Origin of the sequence: Variovorax sp. PBL-H6, assembly GCF_901827155.1 — a bacterium.
Lineage (GTDB): Bacteria > Pseudomonadota > Gammaproteobacteria > Burkholderiales > Burkholderiaceae_C > Variovorax.
On record NZ_LR594659.1, the window covers coordinates 4,960,598 to 4,975,618 of the forward strand.

19 protein-coding genes are annotated in these 15,021 nt (G+C 66.4%); 6 read left to right on the forward strand and 13 right to left on the reverse strand.

Annotated elements, in window-relative coordinates:
• Window positions 1-7: 7 nt before the first annotated feature.
• A complete protein-coding gene (locus G3W89_RS23515; protein WP_174258279.1) occupies window positions 8-733 on the reverse strand; it encodes an SCO family protein in 726 nt (241 codons plus the stop codon).
• Window positions 672-1,385 (reverse strand): SURF1 family protein, encoded by a 714-nt coding sequence (locus tag G3W89_RS23520; protein ID WP_232076701.1) that lies wholly within the window; start codon window positions 1,383-1,385, stop codon window positions 672-674. The genes G3W89_RS23515 and G3W89_RS23520 overlap by 62 nt, the downstream gene beginning before the upstream one ends.
• A 105-nt stretch (window positions 1,386-1,490) precedes the next feature.
• On the opposite strand from G3W89_RS23520, the gene G3W89_RS23525 reads away from it, so the two are divergent.
• Complete coding sequence (locus G3W89_RS23525; RefSeq protein WP_162576423.1) at window positions 1,491-1,721, forward strand: twin transmembrane helix small protein; 231 nt, start codon at window positions 1,491-1,493, stop codon at window positions 1,719-1,721.
• A gap of 71 nt (window positions 1,722-1,792) precedes the next feature.
• Here G3W89_RS23525 and G3W89_RS23530 read toward each other — a convergent pair whose 3' ends face one another.
• The 8 genes from G3W89_RS23530 to G3W89_RS23560 form a co-directional block, all read right to left on the reverse strand.
• Window positions 1,793-2,674: a cytochrome c oxidase subunit 3 gene (locus G3W89_RS23530; protein WP_162576424.1), complete on the reverse strand. Its 882-nt coding sequence runs from the start codon at window positions 2,672-2,674 to the stop codon at window positions 1,793-1,795.
• A 54-nt stretch (window positions 2,675-2,728) separates the two neighbouring features.
• Window positions 2,729-2,944, reverse strand: coding sequence for a DUF2970 domain-containing protein (locus G3W89_RS23535; RefSeq protein ID WP_162576425.1), 216 nt, complete (start codon window positions 2,942-2,944; stop codon window positions 2,729-2,731).
• Window positions 2,941-3,567 (reverse strand): cytochrome c oxidase assembly protein, encoded by a 627-nt coding sequence (locus G3W89_RS23540; RefSeq protein WP_162576426.1) that lies wholly within the window; start codon window positions 3,565-3,567, stop codon window positions 2,941-2,943. The genes G3W89_RS23535 and G3W89_RS23540 overlap by 4 nt, the downstream gene beginning before the upstream one ends.
• Window positions 3,568-3,574: 7 nt before the next feature.
• A complete protein-coding gene (locus G3W89_RS33390; RefSeq protein ID WP_232076702.1) occupies window positions 3,575-3,688 on the reverse strand; it encodes a cytochrome oxidase small assembly protein in 114 nt (37 codons plus the stop codon).
• A gap of 13 nt (window positions 3,689-3,701) precedes the next feature.
• Window positions 3,702-5,339, reverse strand: coding sequence for a cytochrome c oxidase subunit I (gene ctaD, locus G3W89_RS23545; protein ID WP_162576427.1), 1,638 nt, complete (start codon window positions 5,337-5,339; stop codon window positions 3,702-3,704).
• Window positions 5,340-5,390: 51 nt separating this feature from the next.
• Entirely contained in the window at window positions 5,391-6,569 is a 1,179-nt protein-coding gene (gene coxB / locus G3W89_RS23550) for a cytochrome c oxidase subunit II (protein ID WP_162576428.1), read from the reverse strand.
• Window positions 6,570-6,631: 62 nt separating this feature from the next.
• On the reverse strand, window positions 6,632-7,108 hold the full coding sequence (locus G3W89_RS23555) for a DUF2244 domain-containing protein (RefSeq protein ID WP_162576429.1): 477 nt from the start codon (window positions 7,106-7,108) through the stop codon (window positions 6,632-6,634).
• 179 nt (window positions 7,109-7,287) lie between these two features.
• Window positions 7,288-8,202 (reverse strand): class I SAM-dependent methyltransferase, encoded by a 915-nt coding sequence (locus G3W89_RS23560; RefSeq protein ID WP_162576430.1) that lies wholly within the window; start codon window positions 8,200-8,202, stop codon window positions 7,288-7,290.
• 22 nt (window positions 8,203-8,224) lie between these two features.
• Here G3W89_RS23560 and G3W89_RS23565 point away from each other — a divergent pair, with 22 nt between their 5' ends.
• On the forward strand, window positions 8,225-8,947 hold the full coding sequence (locus G3W89_RS23565; RefSeq protein ID WP_162576431.1) for a ComF family protein: 723 nt from the start codon (window positions 8,225-8,227) through the stop codon (window positions 8,945-8,947).
• Between the two features lie 20 nt (window positions 8,948-8,967).
• The gene (locus tag G3W89_RS23570) at window positions 8,968-9,429 is read left to right on the forward strand and encodes a tRNA (cytidine(34)-2'-O)-methyltransferase (RefSeq protein ID WP_162576432.1); all 462 of its coding nucleotides are present in this window, start codon (window positions 8,968-8,970) and stop codon (window positions 9,427-9,429) included.
• 23 nt (window positions 9,430-9,452) lie between these two features.
• Here G3W89_RS23570 and G3W89_RS23575 read toward each other — a convergent pair whose 3' ends face one another.
• Together G3W89_RS23575 and G3W89_RS23580 are read right to left on the reverse strand one after the other, a co-directional pair.
• Window positions 9,453-9,911: a MaoC family dehydratase gene (locus tag G3W89_RS23575; RefSeq protein WP_162576433.1), complete on the reverse strand. Its 459-nt coding sequence runs from the start codon at window positions 9,909-9,911 to the stop codon at window positions 9,453-9,455.
• Between the two features lie 100 nt (window positions 9,912-10,011).
• Window positions 10,012-10,632, reverse strand: coding sequence for a ParA family protein (locus tag G3W89_RS23580; protein ID WP_162576434.1), 621 nt, complete (start codon window positions 10,630-10,632; stop codon window positions 10,012-10,014).
• 83 nt (window positions 10,633-10,715) lie between these two features.
• Between G3W89_RS23580 and kefF the strand changes: the two genes are divergently transcribed.
• Together kefF and kefC are read left to right on the forward strand one after the other, a co-directional pair.
• A complete protein-coding gene (gene kefF, locus G3W89_RS23585; protein ID WP_162576435.1) occupies window positions 10,716-11,360 on the forward strand; it encodes a glutathione-regulated potassium-efflux system oxidoreductase KefF in 645 nt (214 codons plus the stop codon).
• On the forward strand, window positions 11,360-13,210 hold the full coding sequence (gene kefC / locus G3W89_RS23590) for a glutathione-regulated potassium-efflux system protein KefC (protein ID WP_162576436.1): 1,851 nt from the start codon (window positions 11,360-11,362) through the stop codon (window positions 13,208-13,210). The genes kefF and kefC overlap by 1 nt, the downstream gene beginning before the upstream one ends.
• A 43-nt stretch (window positions 13,211-13,253) precedes the next feature.
• Here the strand turns inward: kefC and G3W89_RS23595 are convergent, their stop codons facing one another.
• Window positions 13,254-14,120, reverse strand: coding sequence for an amidohydrolase family protein (locus tag G3W89_RS23595; RefSeq protein WP_162576437.1), 867 nt, complete (start codon window positions 14,118-14,120; stop codon window positions 13,254-13,256).
• Between the two features lie 116 nt (window positions 14,121-14,236).
• On the opposite strand from G3W89_RS23595, the gene G3W89_RS23600 reads away from it, so the two are divergent.
• Window positions 14,237-15,013 carry a crotonase/enoyl-CoA hydratase family protein gene (locus G3W89_RS23600; RefSeq protein WP_162576438.1) on the forward strand — a complete coding sequence of 259 codons (777 nt, stop codon included), beginning with the start codon at window positions 14,237-14,239 and terminating at the stop codon, window positions 15,011-15,013.
• Window positions 15,014-15,021 lie beyond the last annotated feature (8 nt).

Sequence of the window (15,021 nt, forward strand, 5' to 3'; positions counted from 1 at the left end):
CGGCGCCCTAACGGCCCGCCTCGTCCCACGAGGCCGAGGCGCGCAAGAGCCGCTCGAGGTCGCGCTTGGCGCGGCCCGCGCCGGCGGTATCCATGCGGGCGGGGAAGCGCATCATCCAGTTGCCCATGGGATCGACGACAAAAAAGTGCTCCGCCAGTGCGTGGCCGCTTGCGGGGGCCAGCCACTGCGCCAGCTGCGCCGCCGGCACCCGCAGCACGGTCGCGCCACGCAGGCCGTTCTCCAGGCGGGTCGGTATCGGCGCCGCATCGCTCACCAGCCAGACGCGATCGAGCCGGTCCTTCTCGCGGCCGAGGCTTTCGCGCAGCTGGCGCTGCAGATAGAGCTGCTGCTCGCACAAGGCGTCGCAGCCGGCATCGGCCACCGTGACCAGCAACCACTGGCCCTTCAACGTGGAGAGGCGCACGGGCTCGCCCTCCCGGCCCGTGGCGGTCAGCTCCGGCATGGTGCGCTGCGGGTCGATCAGCTCGCCATAAACACGCCGCCCTTCCGGCCGGATCACGTAGTAGGTGAAGTAGGAAGCGATCACCGGTGCCGCGCAGCACACCATGACCAGGATCATCTTCCAGCGGCCGAAGACGGTGCGCCGGCCCTCGGCGCCATCGAGCGCCTGACGCGGCGAGGGCATGGAATGCACCGTCAACCCGAGCGGCTCATCGGCCATTGCGGAGGCGGCGCGCGCTGCGGTAGGGGGCGATGAATTGAAACCAGACATAGAGGATGACGACGAGGGCGGCAAGCCCGAACCACTGGAACGCATAGCCGTAGTGCTTTTCGATGCCCAGCGCGGGGACCGGCCAGTCGCGCTGCAAGCCCTCTGAGGCCGGGCCGGTCTGCAGCAGAGAGACTTCGGTCCGCAGCGGCAGCCCGGTCTGCTCGCGGAACGCTTCGAGATCGAGATTCTGCCGGATGGGCGAAGACCCCGGCGCCGCGGCGGGCGGCGGGGCGTCCTTGCCCAGTTCGAAGAGATGGGCGGGCGGGGGCGCGACCCGGGCCACCAGCTCGACCAGACCGCTCGGCGTCTCGATGGGGGCGAGTTGCGTTCGGTCGCTGAAGTTGCGCTGCACCCAGCCGCGCTGCACCAGCACGGTCTGCTTGCTGTCCTCGATGGCAAACGGTGTCAGCACATAAAAGCCGGGCAGGCCATGCATCTGGCGGTTGTCCAGGTAGATCGTGTGTGGCGCGAGCCACAGGCCGCGCAGGCGCACCGGCCGGTGCATGGCGGAGGTCGCAGGATCGAGCGCGAGAAACTCCTCTTGCTCGAGCGGCGGCAGGGTCTTCCGCGCGTCGATTTCGGCCTGCAGCGCCTCCTTCTGCGCGGCGCGCGACAGCTGCCACCGCCCCAGCGACACAGTGGCCGCGAGCATGATCAAGGCCGCCAGGGAGACCAGCCAAAAACGCCGTGCGCGCGACCGCCCTGCGGCGGGCGGCATTCCATCGTTCACGTCGCGAGAAGGCCGGTGCGGCCGATAATGGGGTTCATGAAATACCTTGTCGCCCTCGCCTTCATCGGCATCCTGGCGAGCCTCGGTGTCGCTCTGTTCTTCATGCTGAGGGATGGGCGCGAGGGCCGCGCCAAAAGCGGCGGAATGGTTCGTGCGCTCACCGTTCGGATCGGGCTGTCGGTGGTTTTGTTCCTGTGCCTGCTGCTGGCCTGGAAGCTGGGCTATATCCAGCCGGGAGGGCTGCCCGTCGGCAAGTAGATCGTGCTCGTTCCACAAGCCCCATGAAAAAAGCGCCTTACGGCGCTTTCCTTTTGTGCCGTCCTGCAAGCTCAAAGCCAGTAGACCAGGAAGTACAGGCCAAGCCACACCACGTCGACGAAGTGCCAGTACCAGGCCGCACCCTCGAAGCCGAAGTGGCGTTCCGCCGTGAAATGGCCCGCGCGCAGGCGCAAGGTGATGAACAGCAGCATCAGCATGCCGATGAACACGTGCAGGCCGTGGAAGCCGGTCAGCATGAAGAAAGTGGAGCCGTAGGCGCCGGAGCTGAGCTTGAGGTTCAGCTCGGTGTAGAGGTGGTGGTACTCGTAGCCCTGCACGCCAAGGAAGATGGCACCGAGCAGCACCGTCATCCACATGAAGCGGATCGCCTGGGCACGATGGCTTGCCCGCAGCGCGTGGTGGGCGATGGTCAGCGTGACGCCCGAGCTCAGCAGCAGCGCGGTGTTGATCGTCGGCAGCCAGAAGGGCCCCACGGTCTGGAAGGGTTCGACGGTGTCGGCCGGTGAACCGGTCGCGCCCGGAGCGAGGGTCGGCCACACCGCCTTGAAGTCGGGCCAGAGCAGCGCGTTGTCGAGGCTGCCAAGCGTGGGCAGCGCGTGTGTGCGGGCCCACCACAGCGCAGTGAAGAAAGCGCCGAAGAACATCACCTCTGAGAAGATGAACCAGCTCATGCTCCAGCGGAAAGAGAGGTCCACCTTGTGGCCGTACTGGCCGCCCTCGCTCTCGCCGATGGCGCGGCGGAACCAGACGAAGAGCGTAGCCAGCCACAACACCATGCCTGCCAACAGCGACCAGGCGCCCCATTGATGGCCGTTGATCCATTGGGCGGCGCCGAAGATCACGAAGAGCAGGCCGATTGCCGCCATGACCGGATACGGCGATGGCGAAGGCACGAAGTAGTAAGGCGTGGTGCCGGGGGTGCTTGAACTCATATCAGGTCCTGGTCTCTTCTCTCTCGATTCAAATCTTTGGGGCACTCGTCCCGGTCAGGGCGCAACGACAAACTTCACCAGCAGGATGAGCCCGACGACGAAGAGCACCGCCGCCACCAACCCGACGGCCACGATGTGCAGCGGCGTGAGCTTGGCGATGTCTTCCTGGTAGTCGCTGTTCTTGCGCACCCCGAAGAAACCCCAGGCCACTGCCTTGACGGTGCGCCACAGGGAGCCTTTCTTGGGCGGCGGTATCTCGGCCATGATCATGAACGCGGTTCCGCGGCCGGCGCGGCACTGTTGGCCGCCACGGGCGCCGGCGGCGTCTTGCCACCGACCTCGAAGAAGGTGTACGACAGCGTGATCGTCTTCACGTCCTTCGAGATCTTCGGGTCGATCACGAAGGCAACCGGCCACTGCTTCTTCTCCCCCGCATCGAGCGTGTACTGATTGAAGCAGAAGCACTCGAGCTTGTTGAAGTAGGGAGCGGCCTGCTGCGGCGCGTAGCTGGGAATGGCCTGGGCAGCCATGCGCCGGTTCTGCACGTTCTGGAATTCGTACATCACCGTGTTGAGCTGGCCGGGATGGACTTCCATCGACCGCTGAGCCGGCTTGAAGTCCCAGAGGCCACGCACATTGGCATCGAACTCGACAGTGATGGTGCGGCTGGTGTCGACCTGCGTGTTGTCGGGAAGGCGCACGTTCTTGCCGCCGCTGGCACCGCCCGGCACCTCGAGCTCGGAGAGCGCAAGGATGTTGATGCCGGTCATCTCGCAGATGGCGCGATACAGCGGCACCAGTGCATAGCCGAACGCGAACATGCCGGCCGCGACCACAGCCAGCTTGCCGACCATGCGGACGTTCTCGCGGCGGATACGTTGACCGATGCTCATGTGCGACTCAGTGGCCGATCCAGACCATGCGGACGATGAAGCCGATGAAGAACAGCACCGCGATGGAGGCCAGCGTGAGCCCCATGCGCCGGTTGTTCCTCTTCTGTTCAGGCGTCGTCATCGAATGCATCCTCTCAGCCGATCACCTTGCTGGCGGTGGCGTCAAGCTTGGGCGGATTCTCGAAGGTGTGGAACGGCGCCGGCGATGGCACTTCCCACTCCAGGCCCTCGGCCGCTTCCCAGGGCTTCTGCGGGGCCTTCTCGCCCTTGCCCATCATCGTGGGCAGCACGACGAAGAGGAAGAAATAGACCTGCGCCAGGCCGAAGGCGAATGCGCCGACCGAGGCCACCGCATTGAAGTCGGCGAACTGCATCGGGTAGTCGGCATAGCGGCGTGGCATGCCGGCGAGGCCCAGGAAGTGCATCGGGAAGAAGGTGATGTTGAAGGAGATCAGCGACCACCAGAAGTGGATCTTGCCGCGCGTCTCGTCGTACATCACGCCGGTCCACTTGGGCACCCAGTAATAGAAGCCGGAGAACATGCCAAAGAGCGAGCCCGCCACCAGCACGTAGTGGAAGTGCGCGACGACGTAGTAAGTGTCCTGCAGTTGGGTGTCGATCGGCGCGATCGCCAGGATCAGGCCGGTGAAGCCGCCCATGGTGAACACGAAAATGAACCCCACCGCGAAGAGCATCGGGGTTTCGAAGGTCATCGAGCCCTGCCACATGGTGGCGATCCAGTTGAAGATCTTCACCGCGGTCGGCACCGCGATCAGCATGGTCGCGTACATGAAGAAAAGCTGCCCCGTCACCGGCATGCCGGTGGTGAACATGTGGTGCGCCCACACGATGAAGGACAGGATCGCGATCGAGGAGGTCGCATACACCATCGATGCGTACCCGAACAGGCGCTTGCGCGAGAAGGCCGGCACGACCTGGCTGATGATGCCGAAGGCCGGCAGGATCATGATGTAGACCTCGGGGTGGCCGAAGAACCAGAAGATGTGCTGGTACATCACCGGGTCGCCGCCACCGGCGGGGCTGAAGAAGCTGGTGCCGAAGTGACGATCCGTCAGCGTCATGGTGATGGCGCCGGCGAGCACGGGCATGACGGCAATCAGCAGGTAGGCGGTGATGAGCCAGGTCCAGCAGAACATCGGCATCTTCATCAGCGTCATGCCGGGCGCGCGCATGTTGAGGATGGTCACGATGATGTTGATCGAGCCCATGATGGACGAGGCGCCCATGATGTGCATCGCGAAAATGCCGGCGTCCATCGAGGGACCCATCTGCAGCGTGAGCGGTGCGTAGAGCGTCCAGCCCGCAGCGGGCGCACCGCCGGGCATGAAGAACGAGCCCACCAGCATCAGGGCCGCCGGGATCAGCAGCCAGAAGCTGAAATTGTTCATCCGCGCAAAGGCCATGTCGGAGGCGCCGATCTGCAGCGGAACCATCCAGTTCGCAAAGCCCACGAAGGCCGGCATGATCGCGCCGAACACCATGATCAGGCCATGCATGGTGGTGAACTGGTTGAACAGCTCCGGGTTCACGACCTGCAGGCCGGGCTGGAACAGCTCGGCGCGGATCAGCAGCGCAAGCACGCCGCCCACCATCAGCATGGTGAAGGAGAACAGCAGGTACAACGTCCCGATGTCCTTGTGGTTGGTGGCGAACACCCAGCGGCGCCAGCCGGTGGGGGCGGCGTGATGTTCGTCGTGGGCATGGTCGCCGTGGCCGTGTGCGTGGCCGTGGGGGTCGATGACTGCGCTCATTTTGATATTCCTTGCAAACTCTTCGTCGTGGTGTCGTGAGGCAGCGCCGGCTTACTTGCCGCGCTGCGCCAGCACCTCGGCCGGCTGCACCAGCTGACCCGTCTTGTTCGACCAGCTGTTCTTGGTGAAGCTCACCACGGCGGCGATGTCGGTGTCGCTCAGCTGCTTCCAGGACGGCATGGCGCCGTTGTTCTGTCCGTTCAGAACCACGTGGATCTGCTTGTTGTGATCGGCGTCGAGCACGACCGCGGAGCCGTCCAGCGGCTTGATCGGGCCCGCGCCCTTGCCGTTCGCCTGGTGGCAGGCCGCGCAGTTGGCCGCATAGACCTTCTCGCCGCGTGCCAGGATCTCGGGCAGGGTCCAGACCTTCCCGGGGTCGTCCTGCTTGGCGGCGGCCTCCTTGCGCTTGGCATCGACCCACGCGGTGTAGTCGCCCTTGGACACCACCTTCACGTGGATCGGCATGTAGGCGTGCTCCTTGCCGCAGAGCTCCTGGCACTGGCCGTAGTAGTCGCCCACCTTCTCGGCGCGGAACCACGTGTCGCGCACGAAGCCGGGGATGGCATCCTGCTTGACGCCCAGTTGCGGCACGGCGAAGGCATGGATCACGTCATTGGCGGTGGTGATGACGCGAACCTTGGTGTCGACCGGCACCACCATCGGGTTGTCGACCTTCAACAGGTAGTCGTCGGGCACGTCGCCCTTGGCGCCAGCGTCCGACAAAGCGCGGTGCGAGCTGTCCAGCGTAGAGATGAAGGCGAGGCCCTCGCCTTCGCCCTTGATGTAGTCGTAGCCCCACTTCCACTGATAGCCCGTGGTCTTGATCGTGAGATCGGCATTGGTGGTGTCCTTCTGGGCCACCAGCACCTTGGTGGCCGGCAGCGCCATCAGGATCACGATGATGAAGGGCACGATGGTCCAGATGACCTCGACGACGACAGACTCATGGAAGTTGGCCGCCTTGTGGCCTACCGACTTGCGATGCTTCCAGATCGAATAGAACATGACCGCGAAGACGGCGATGAAGATCACCGTGCACAGCACCAGCATCACGGTGTGCAGGAAGTGCTGCTCTTCCGAGATCTTGGTGACGCCCACCGGCAAGTTCAGCTGGCGCACCGACGGACCGCCGGCAAGATCGTTCACTGCATGCGCCGCGCCGCCCCACATTGCGCCGGCCGCCAGCAGCAGATTCGCTGGCCAGTTCTTGTTGCACCAATTGCTCTTCATCGTGTTCACTTCTTCAATTTTCAAGTCACCCACCGGTCGCCACGGTGTCATTGCGTACCCTATCAGGCGCCACGCAATGCCATGCGAATTTCGCGCGCCAGCGCCGCGCGCAGCTCCGGACGCACATAGCGCCCCACCTTGACCGAACGACCTTGCCCAGAGACCTCGATCAGCGAGCGGTCGCCGAGCTGAGGTTCGACCCGCACCTGGTGCGGCAGGAATTCAGTGCGCTCGTAGTGCCCGCCATTCTCGAGCTCGACCACCAGCCGGCCGCCCTGCAGCGCAATGCGCTCGCCGTCGGCGGCGTGGCGCGCATACAGCAGAAAAGCGAAGCCGACCGCGCCCAGCTCGAGCCAGGCGAAGGGGAGCACCAACGGCGCGCCATGCACCCAGAAGATGGTTCCGATGCCCAGCGAGATCGCGCACAAGGACGCGTAGAGCCAGCCGAGCTGGCTCGGCGTTATTGAGCAGTTGCGCTTCAGGAACCAGTGGATGTTCTGGCCTGAGACGGTGGCAAAACGAAACACGGAATTCGACACGGGCGAACGAGTTCAGCAAATCAGTGCGTCGATCGCCGGTCAAACCCATGTTCGACAGGCCTCGATCACGGGACCATACCCGGAGTTCACGCAACGGCGGATTGTAGCGGGTGACGCGAAGGGCCCCTCGATGAGCCCGGCTGTCCGGAGTACCTTCGCCTTCTGGGCGGCCGTGCGACTCATGCGCCCGGACGGCCTCGCTGGAGCATCGAACGCATTTCGCGCAGCGACACAGCGCTTTCGGCCGCCAGTGCCACCCTTGGCGCGGGCTTGAAGGCATGGCCATAGATGATCTCGAAGGTCAGGGCGATCCGCCCCGCGCCCTCCGCGGACAAGGCCACGTCGGGCAGCGCACGGCGCAGCGCACGATGCCAGGTCCGGCCCCGCAGTCCGGGAAAGCGCGCTCGATGGAGATTGCGTCCCAGCGTGCGCAGTTCGGCCAACGCCGCCTCGGCGCTGGGCCAGGTGAGGACGATGCGCTCCATGTCCATCACCGGCTCCGCGAATCCGGCGTGGACCAGCATGTCGCCCCAGTCGTGCATGTCGGTGAATTCGTGGCTTGCAGGTGGCCAGCCCTGGCGTTCGTGCAGCACACGCAACTCGCGCATGGTATCGGGGCCGAAGCAGGAGAACATCAGGAAGCCATCGGTCGCCACAAGGCGATGCCAGCGGGCGATGAGCGCTTGCGGATCGGCCGCCATGTGCAGCGCCATGTTGGCCCAGAGCAGGTCCACGCCCCCCTCCGGCGGCGCGTCGAAGCTCGGCTGGCTGCCCTGCCAGCGCCGCGCGCTCCACCAGGGCGCGGCAAGCGCCGCACGGGTGGGCGCGAGCAGCGCCGGCTCCGGCTCGATCACGAAGGCGGCGGCGTCACGGTAGCGGTGCGCGAGCAGCGCATGCGCCTCGAGTCCCCCGCGCAGCGGAGACCAGTCGGCCCAGTGGCGCGGCTGCGTCTTGATCCACTGGAGCCTGTCTTCCATGCGGCGGCCGATCTCCTCGTGCAGCCACGGCGAACCGCCGGCCGGCGCGAGGCGCCCCCAGCGTGCGGCGGCCATGGCATCGATGGTCGGCGGGCGCTGTGGGGAAGGGGTGTCCATCGGGCGCTCAGTATATTGAGCCATGTCCAACCCGTGGCGCGAAGGCGCTTCCCTGCTCTTCTCCCTGCTCGAGCACGTGCCGAGCCAGTGCGCGGTGTGCCGCGCCTGGCCCTCGCGTCCGGTGTGCGACGCGTGCGTGACGCGCTTTGCCCCGCCCGCCTCCCGCTGCGTCAGCTGCGCACTGCCAGTGCCCCAGGGAGTGGTCCGTTGCGGCGAGTGCCTCGCCCATCCGCCCCCACTGGACGCCTGCCTGGCAGCCTGCGCCTATGCCTGGCCCTGGCCCGACTGCATCGCGCAATTCAAGTTCCAGGGCCGCGCAGGCTGGGCCGCACCGCTCGCCACCCTGCTGCGAAGTGCGCCCTGGGTCGAACCGGCACTGGAGCAGGCCGACCTGGTGCTACCGATGCCACTGGCGAAAAGCCGGCTGCGCGAGCGCGGCTTCAACCAGGCGCACGAGCTGGCGCGCCGCCTTGCCCCGCGGAAGACCGATCCTGCCTTGCTGCTGCGTACCCGGGAAACGCCGCCCCAGAGCGGCCTCGCACGCGCCGAGCGGTTGCGCAATCTTCGCGGCGCCTTCGCGCTCGAGCCGCTGCGCGCAGAGGCCGTGCGCGGACGGCGCGTCGTGCTGGTGGACGATGTGATGACCAGCGGCGCATCGCTGTTCTCGGCGGCGCAGGTGCTGCGCACAGGCGGGGCCGCGCACGTGACCGCGATCGTACTGGCAAGGACCGATCCGCCGTCTTGAAGAGAATCGAGAATCCGCCCATGTTCCACATCGTTCTGGTCGAACCCGAAATACCGCCCAACACCGGCAACGTGATCCGGCTGGCCGCCAACACCGGCTGCACCCTGCACCTGGTCGAGCCGCTGGGTTTCTCGATGGATGACCGGCTGCTGCGGCGCGCCGGACTGGACTACCACGAGTACGCCGAGGTTCGCCGCCATGCTGGCTGGGAGGCGCTGCTGGCGGCCGAGCGCCCTGCGCCCGAGCGCCTGTTCGCGCTCACGACACGGGGCACGCGAACGGTCCACGAAACCGCCTTCTGCCCCGGCGACTGGCTGGTCTTCGGCTCGGAAACGCGCGGCCTCGGGCCGGAACTGCGTGAACGCTTCCCACCGCCGCAGCGCCTGCGCCTGCCGATGCGCGAAGGCCAGCGCAGCCTGAACCTGTCGAACGCGGTGGCAGTGACGGTGTTCGAGGCCTGGCGCCAGAACGGCTTCGCCTGAGCAGCCCGCTTGCCGCGCGGCCTTCAGCGGAAGCGGCGAACCACCGATTCGGCCACGCAAGCCGGCTTGGGCGCGCCTTCGAGCTCGATGGTGGTCTCCCACACCATCTGGACGCCCTCACCTGCGATCGGCTCACAGCTCAGGAGCTTCATGCGCCCGCGCAACCGGCTGCCGACCGGCACCGGCGTCATGAAGCGCACGCGGTTGAGCCCGTAGTTGACGCCCATGCGCGACTCGACCACATCGAAAGCCGACTCGTAGAAACGCGGCAGCAGCGACAGCGTCAGGAATCCGTGCGCGATAGGCCCGCCGAAGGGCCCCGCCTTCGCGCGTTCGACATCGACGTGGATCCATTGATGGTCGCCGGTCGCCTCCGCGAACTGGTTGACCTGCTCCTGCGTGACCGTGATCCAGTCGCTCACCGCGACTTCCTGGCCGACGCAGGCGGCGAGATCCTGAAGGGTCTGGAATGTCTTCTTCATGTTTTCACTCTATATGGCCAGGGCTTTCGCCACTGTAGCCGCCGTGACAGTTCGGGCAGGGGGTGGGCGGCTACACGAAGTGAACCAACCTGGGGGCGAGCTAAGTCTCCAGCCATTGCCGGATAGGCTCCCACTGCTCCAGGTCGCGCTGCACCCGTCCCGGCGCGATGTCGAAGAGCGTGAGACCGCGCGCTGCCGCCTGCACGTAGTTCTGCGTGTCGCGCAGCTCGCCCAGCACCGGCACGCCCAGCCCGGCGACGAACTCGCGCAGGCGCTCGGCCGCCAGGGTGCGGCCGTCGACACGCATGCCGACCACCCCCACCTGCGTCTTGCCCAGGTGCCGGTGCGCCAGCAGCTTGTCCAGGAATTCCCGCGTGGCATAGATGTCGAAGATGCTGGGCTGCAGCGGCACCAGCACCTTGTCGGCCATCGGCACCACCTCCTTGAGCCGGGCGCCGTGCAGGCCTGCCGGCGTGTCGATCACCGCATGGGTGGTGCCGCGAGGAGGCCGCACCATCGTGCCGTCCTCCGAAGCCTCCCAGCTCCTGATCTCGCGCGCCGCCGGCGTGCGCAGGCCCAGCCATAGCCGGGAGGACTGCTGCCGGTCGATGTCGCCCAGCATCACCGCATGGCCGCGGCTCGCGAAATAGCCGGCAATGTTGGTTGCGAGCGTGGTTTTGCCGACCCCACCCTTGGGATTGGCGACCAGGACCACCGGCATGACAGGCTCCTTCGAGGCTGAAAAGACAGGCGCCATGGTAGCGGGACCTGACCGCCGTCCGAGTTGCGCTATGTTCGCGGACCATGACCACGACAACATCAGGCCCACGGCGTTCAGCGGGCGGCATCTACCTGCTCGCCGCCCATCCCCATTGGCGCGATTCGCGCGTCAACCGGCAATTGCTGCAGGCCGCCCGCAGCGTGCCGGGCGTCGAAGTCAACGACCTGTATTCCACCTACCCCGACTTCGCCATCGACGTCCAGGCCGAGCAGGCCCGCCTGGCGCGCGCCAAGCTGCTGGTGCTGCTGCACCCCATCCAGTGGTATTCGATGCCGCCCCTGCAGAAGCTGTGGCTCGACGAGGTGCTGAGCTACGGCTGGGCCTATGGCGGCGGCGGCATGGCGCTGCAGGGCAAGGACTGCTGGCTGGCGGCCACCACCGGCGGCCCCGAGCGCAGCTACCACCCGCAGAGCTACAACCGCTACTTCTTCGACGCCTTCCTGCCGCCCTACGAGCAGACCGCCGCCCTCTGCGGCATGCGCTTCCTGCCGCCACTGCTCTTCCACGGCGCGCGCAGCGCCAGCCCCGAGACGCTGGCGGCGCACATCGATGTGTTCAGTCAGCGCCTCTCGAGCTATCCAGACTGGCCGGAGATGGAGGACATCCCCGAATGCGCCGCCTGCGAAGTCCCGGCCACAGACCGGCCGCTGGAACACGAGGAGGCCTGATGGAACACGCACCGGCCTGGCTCGTCAATTCGCTCATCTACCTGGGCGCCGCCGTGCTGGTGGTGCCGTTGTCCAAGGCGCTGGGCCTCGGCTCCATCATCGGCTACCTCGCTGCAGGCATCGTCATCGGTCCCTGGGGCCTCGGCCTGGTGACCAACGTGGCGGACATCCTGCATTTCGCCGAGTTCGGCGTGGTGCTGATGCTGTTCCTGGTCGGGCTCGAGCTGGAGCCGAAGCGCCTGTGGAGCCTGCGCCGGCCGATCTTCGGCTGGGGCGCCGCGCAGGTCGCCGCCTGCGCGGCCGTGCTCTTCCTGGCCGGCTGGGCGGGCGGCGCGAGCTGGCGCGTGGCCCTGGTCGCCGCGATGGGCCTGGCGCTGTCCTCGACCGCCATCGCGCTGCAGGTGCTGGGCGAACGCAACCTGCTGCCGACGCCGAGCGGGCAGGCCGGCTTCTCGATCCTGCTGTTCCAGGACGTGGCGGCGATCCCGATCCTCGCGCTGCTGCCCCTGCTTGCGGTGGGCTCGGAGACCGCGCCGGCCCTCACCGGCGCCGAACGCGCGCTCGAGGGGCTGAAGATCTTCGCGGTTGTCGGCGGCATCGTGCTGGGCGGCCGGCTGGTGCTGCGCCCGCTGCTGCGCTGGATCGCTCGCAGCGACACGCCCGAGATCTTCACCGCCGCCTCGCTGCTGCTGGTCGTGGCCATCGCCGCTCTGATGCAGTTCGTCGGCCTGTCGATGGCGCTGGGCGCCTTCCTCGCCGGCGTGCTGCTGGCCGAGAGCGAGTACCGGCGCGAGCTGGAAACCGACATCGAGCCCTTCAAGGGCCTGCTGCTGGGCCTCTTCTTCATCGCGGTCGGCATGAGCATCGACTTCGGCGTGCTGCTGGCCCGGCCGGGGCTGATGGCATTGGTCGTGGTCGGCTTCATGGTGCTGAAGGCGATCGCGATCTTCACGCTGGCGAAGCTGATGAAGCTGCCCTATCAGCAGCGGCCGGTGTTCACGCTGCTGCTGGCGCAGGGCGGCGAATTCGCCTTCGTCGTGTTCCAGGCGGCCGGGCCGCAGGTGCTGCCGCCAGGTGTCGCATCGTTCCTGATCGGTGCCGTGGCGTTGTCGATGCTGCTGTCGCCGCTGCTGCTGGTGGCGCTGGACAAGTGGGTGCTGCCGCGCTACAGCAATGGAGCGCCCGTCACGATGCAAGAGATCTCCGAGCAGCAGGACGCCAAGGTGCTGATCTGCGGCTTCGGCCGCTACGGCCAGATCCTGGGGCGCATGCTCAGCGCGCAGGGCTTGAAACTCACCGTGCTCGACCACGACCCCGACACCATCGAAAGCCTGCGCGAGTTCGGCTTCCGCGTCTTCTACGGCGACGCCACGCGGCTGGATCTGCTGCGCACCGCCGGCGCCGGCACGGCCAAGGTGCTGGTGGTGGCGGTGGACGGCGTGGAGCAATCGCTCGCCATCGTCGACATGGCGCGCGAGCATTTCCCCAACGCGCGCATCATCGCGCGCGCACGCAACGTGGGCCATCTCTATCAGTTGATGGACCGCAAAGTGGAATTCATCGAGCGCGAGCTCTTCGAATCCTCACTGCGCAGCGCCCGCTCGGTGCTGGAGGGGCTGGGCTGGCCAGCCTACGAGGCCCGCGAGGCAGCCATGCGCTTCCGCCGCCGCAACATCCAGCTCATGCACGAGCTCTACCCGCACTACAAGGACCGCGCCAAGCTGATCGCGGCCTCGAAGGAAGGTCGCCAACAGTTCCAGGAGCAAATCGCGCGCGAGCGCGAGGAACACAAGCAGCGTTCGGGTCAGGACTGGAACCTGGCGACGGAAGAGCACGAATCCGTTTCTTGAAAAGACCTCGGTCGAAGCGGTCAGCTCTGAATTCGTTCCCGACTCAAGCGTCCAGCTTCAACAAGCGCACCGCATTGCCCTTCAGGATGCCTGGCATCACCTCCGGCTTGAAGCCGGCCTCCTCGAAGTCCTTCATCCAGCGGTCGGGCGTGATCAGCGGGTAGTCGCTGCCGAACAGGATGCGGTCTTTCAGCAGCGTGTTGGCGTACTGCACCAGCTGCTTCGGAAAGTATTTCGGACTCCAGCCCGAGAGATCGATCCAGACGTTGGGCTTGTGCGTCGCGACGCTGAGCGCCTCGTCCTGCCAGGGGAAGCTGGGGTGCGCCATCACGATCTGCATGTCCGGGAAGTCGATGGCCACGTCGTCCAGGTGCATCGGGTTGCTGTATTCCAGCCTGAGGCCGCCGCCGCAGCGCATGCCCGAGCCGATGCCGCTGTGGCCGGTGTGGAACACGGCCGGCAGCGCATGCTCGGCGATCACCTCGTAGATCGGCCAGGCCATCCGGTCGTAAGGGTGGTAGCCCTGCACCGTCGGATGGAACTTGAAGCCCTTCACGCCGTGTTCCTCGATCAGGCGCCTGGCCTCGCGCGCGCCCATCTTCCCCTTGTGCGGATCGATGCTGGCGAAGGCAATCATGATGTCGCTGTTCTTCTGCGCCGCCTCGGCGATCTCCTCGTTCGGGATGCGGCGCCGGCCGAGGTTCGACTCGGCGTCGACCATGAACATCACCAGGCCGATCTTCCGCTCGCGGTAGTAGTCGATGCTCTCCTGGATCGTCGGGCGCCGGCTCGACCGGAAATACTTGTCGGCCGCACGGTCGTACTCGTTGCCATAGTTGTCGAACGGGTTCCAGCAGCTCACCTCGGCGTGCGTGTGGGTGTCGATGGCGATCAGGTTGCGATGGTCCATGTGCTTGTCTCCAGGCTGTGCAGCCACTAAGGGTAAGTCCGGGTGCCGAGCCTTGTAACTCGGCTTGAATTAGTTATTTTCGATAACCATAATCGATCATGAAAGGGAGCGCAACCATGACCACCACCACCGACCTTCAGCTCGAGCTGCGCGACGAGATCGCCATCATCCGCCTGACGCGCGCTGCCAAGCGCAATGCGCTGTCCGATTCCCTCATCCTCGCCCTGCGCGACACCTTCCAGAACCTGCCTTCCACGGTTCGCGCGGCGGTGATCGACGGCAATGGCCCGCATTTCTGCGCCGGCCTCGACCTGTCGGAGCTGAAGGAACGCGATGCCGGCCAGGGCATGCAGCATTCGCGCCTCTGGCATGCCGCCCTCGACCTCGTGCAAGGCGGTCCGGTGCCGGTGGTCGCGGCGCTGCATGGCGCAGTGGTCGGCGGCGGCCTGGAGCTGGCGAGCGCCTGCCACATCCGCGTGGCCGACACCACCACCTTCTATGCCCTGCCCGAGGGCTCGCGCGGCATCTTCGTCGGCGGCGGCGGCTCGGTGCGCATCCCCAAGCTGATCGGCACCGCACGCATGATGGACATGATGATGACGGGCCGCGTCTACGATGCCGAGTCGGGCGAGCGTGCCGGCTTCGCGCAGTACCTGGTGGCGGAAGGCGGCTCCTTCGAGAAGGCGCTGGAGCTCGCGAAGAAGATCGCGACCAACGCGCCGCTCACCAACTACGCACTGATGCACGCGCTGCCGCGCATCAGCGAGCAGCCGGCGGACCATGGCTTCTTCACCGAGGCGCTGATCGCCGGCATCGTCCAGAGCGCGCCCGAGGCCAAGCAGCGCGTGCGCGACTTCCTCGAAGGCCGCGCCGGCAAGGTGACCAAGGAATGAGCCGCACG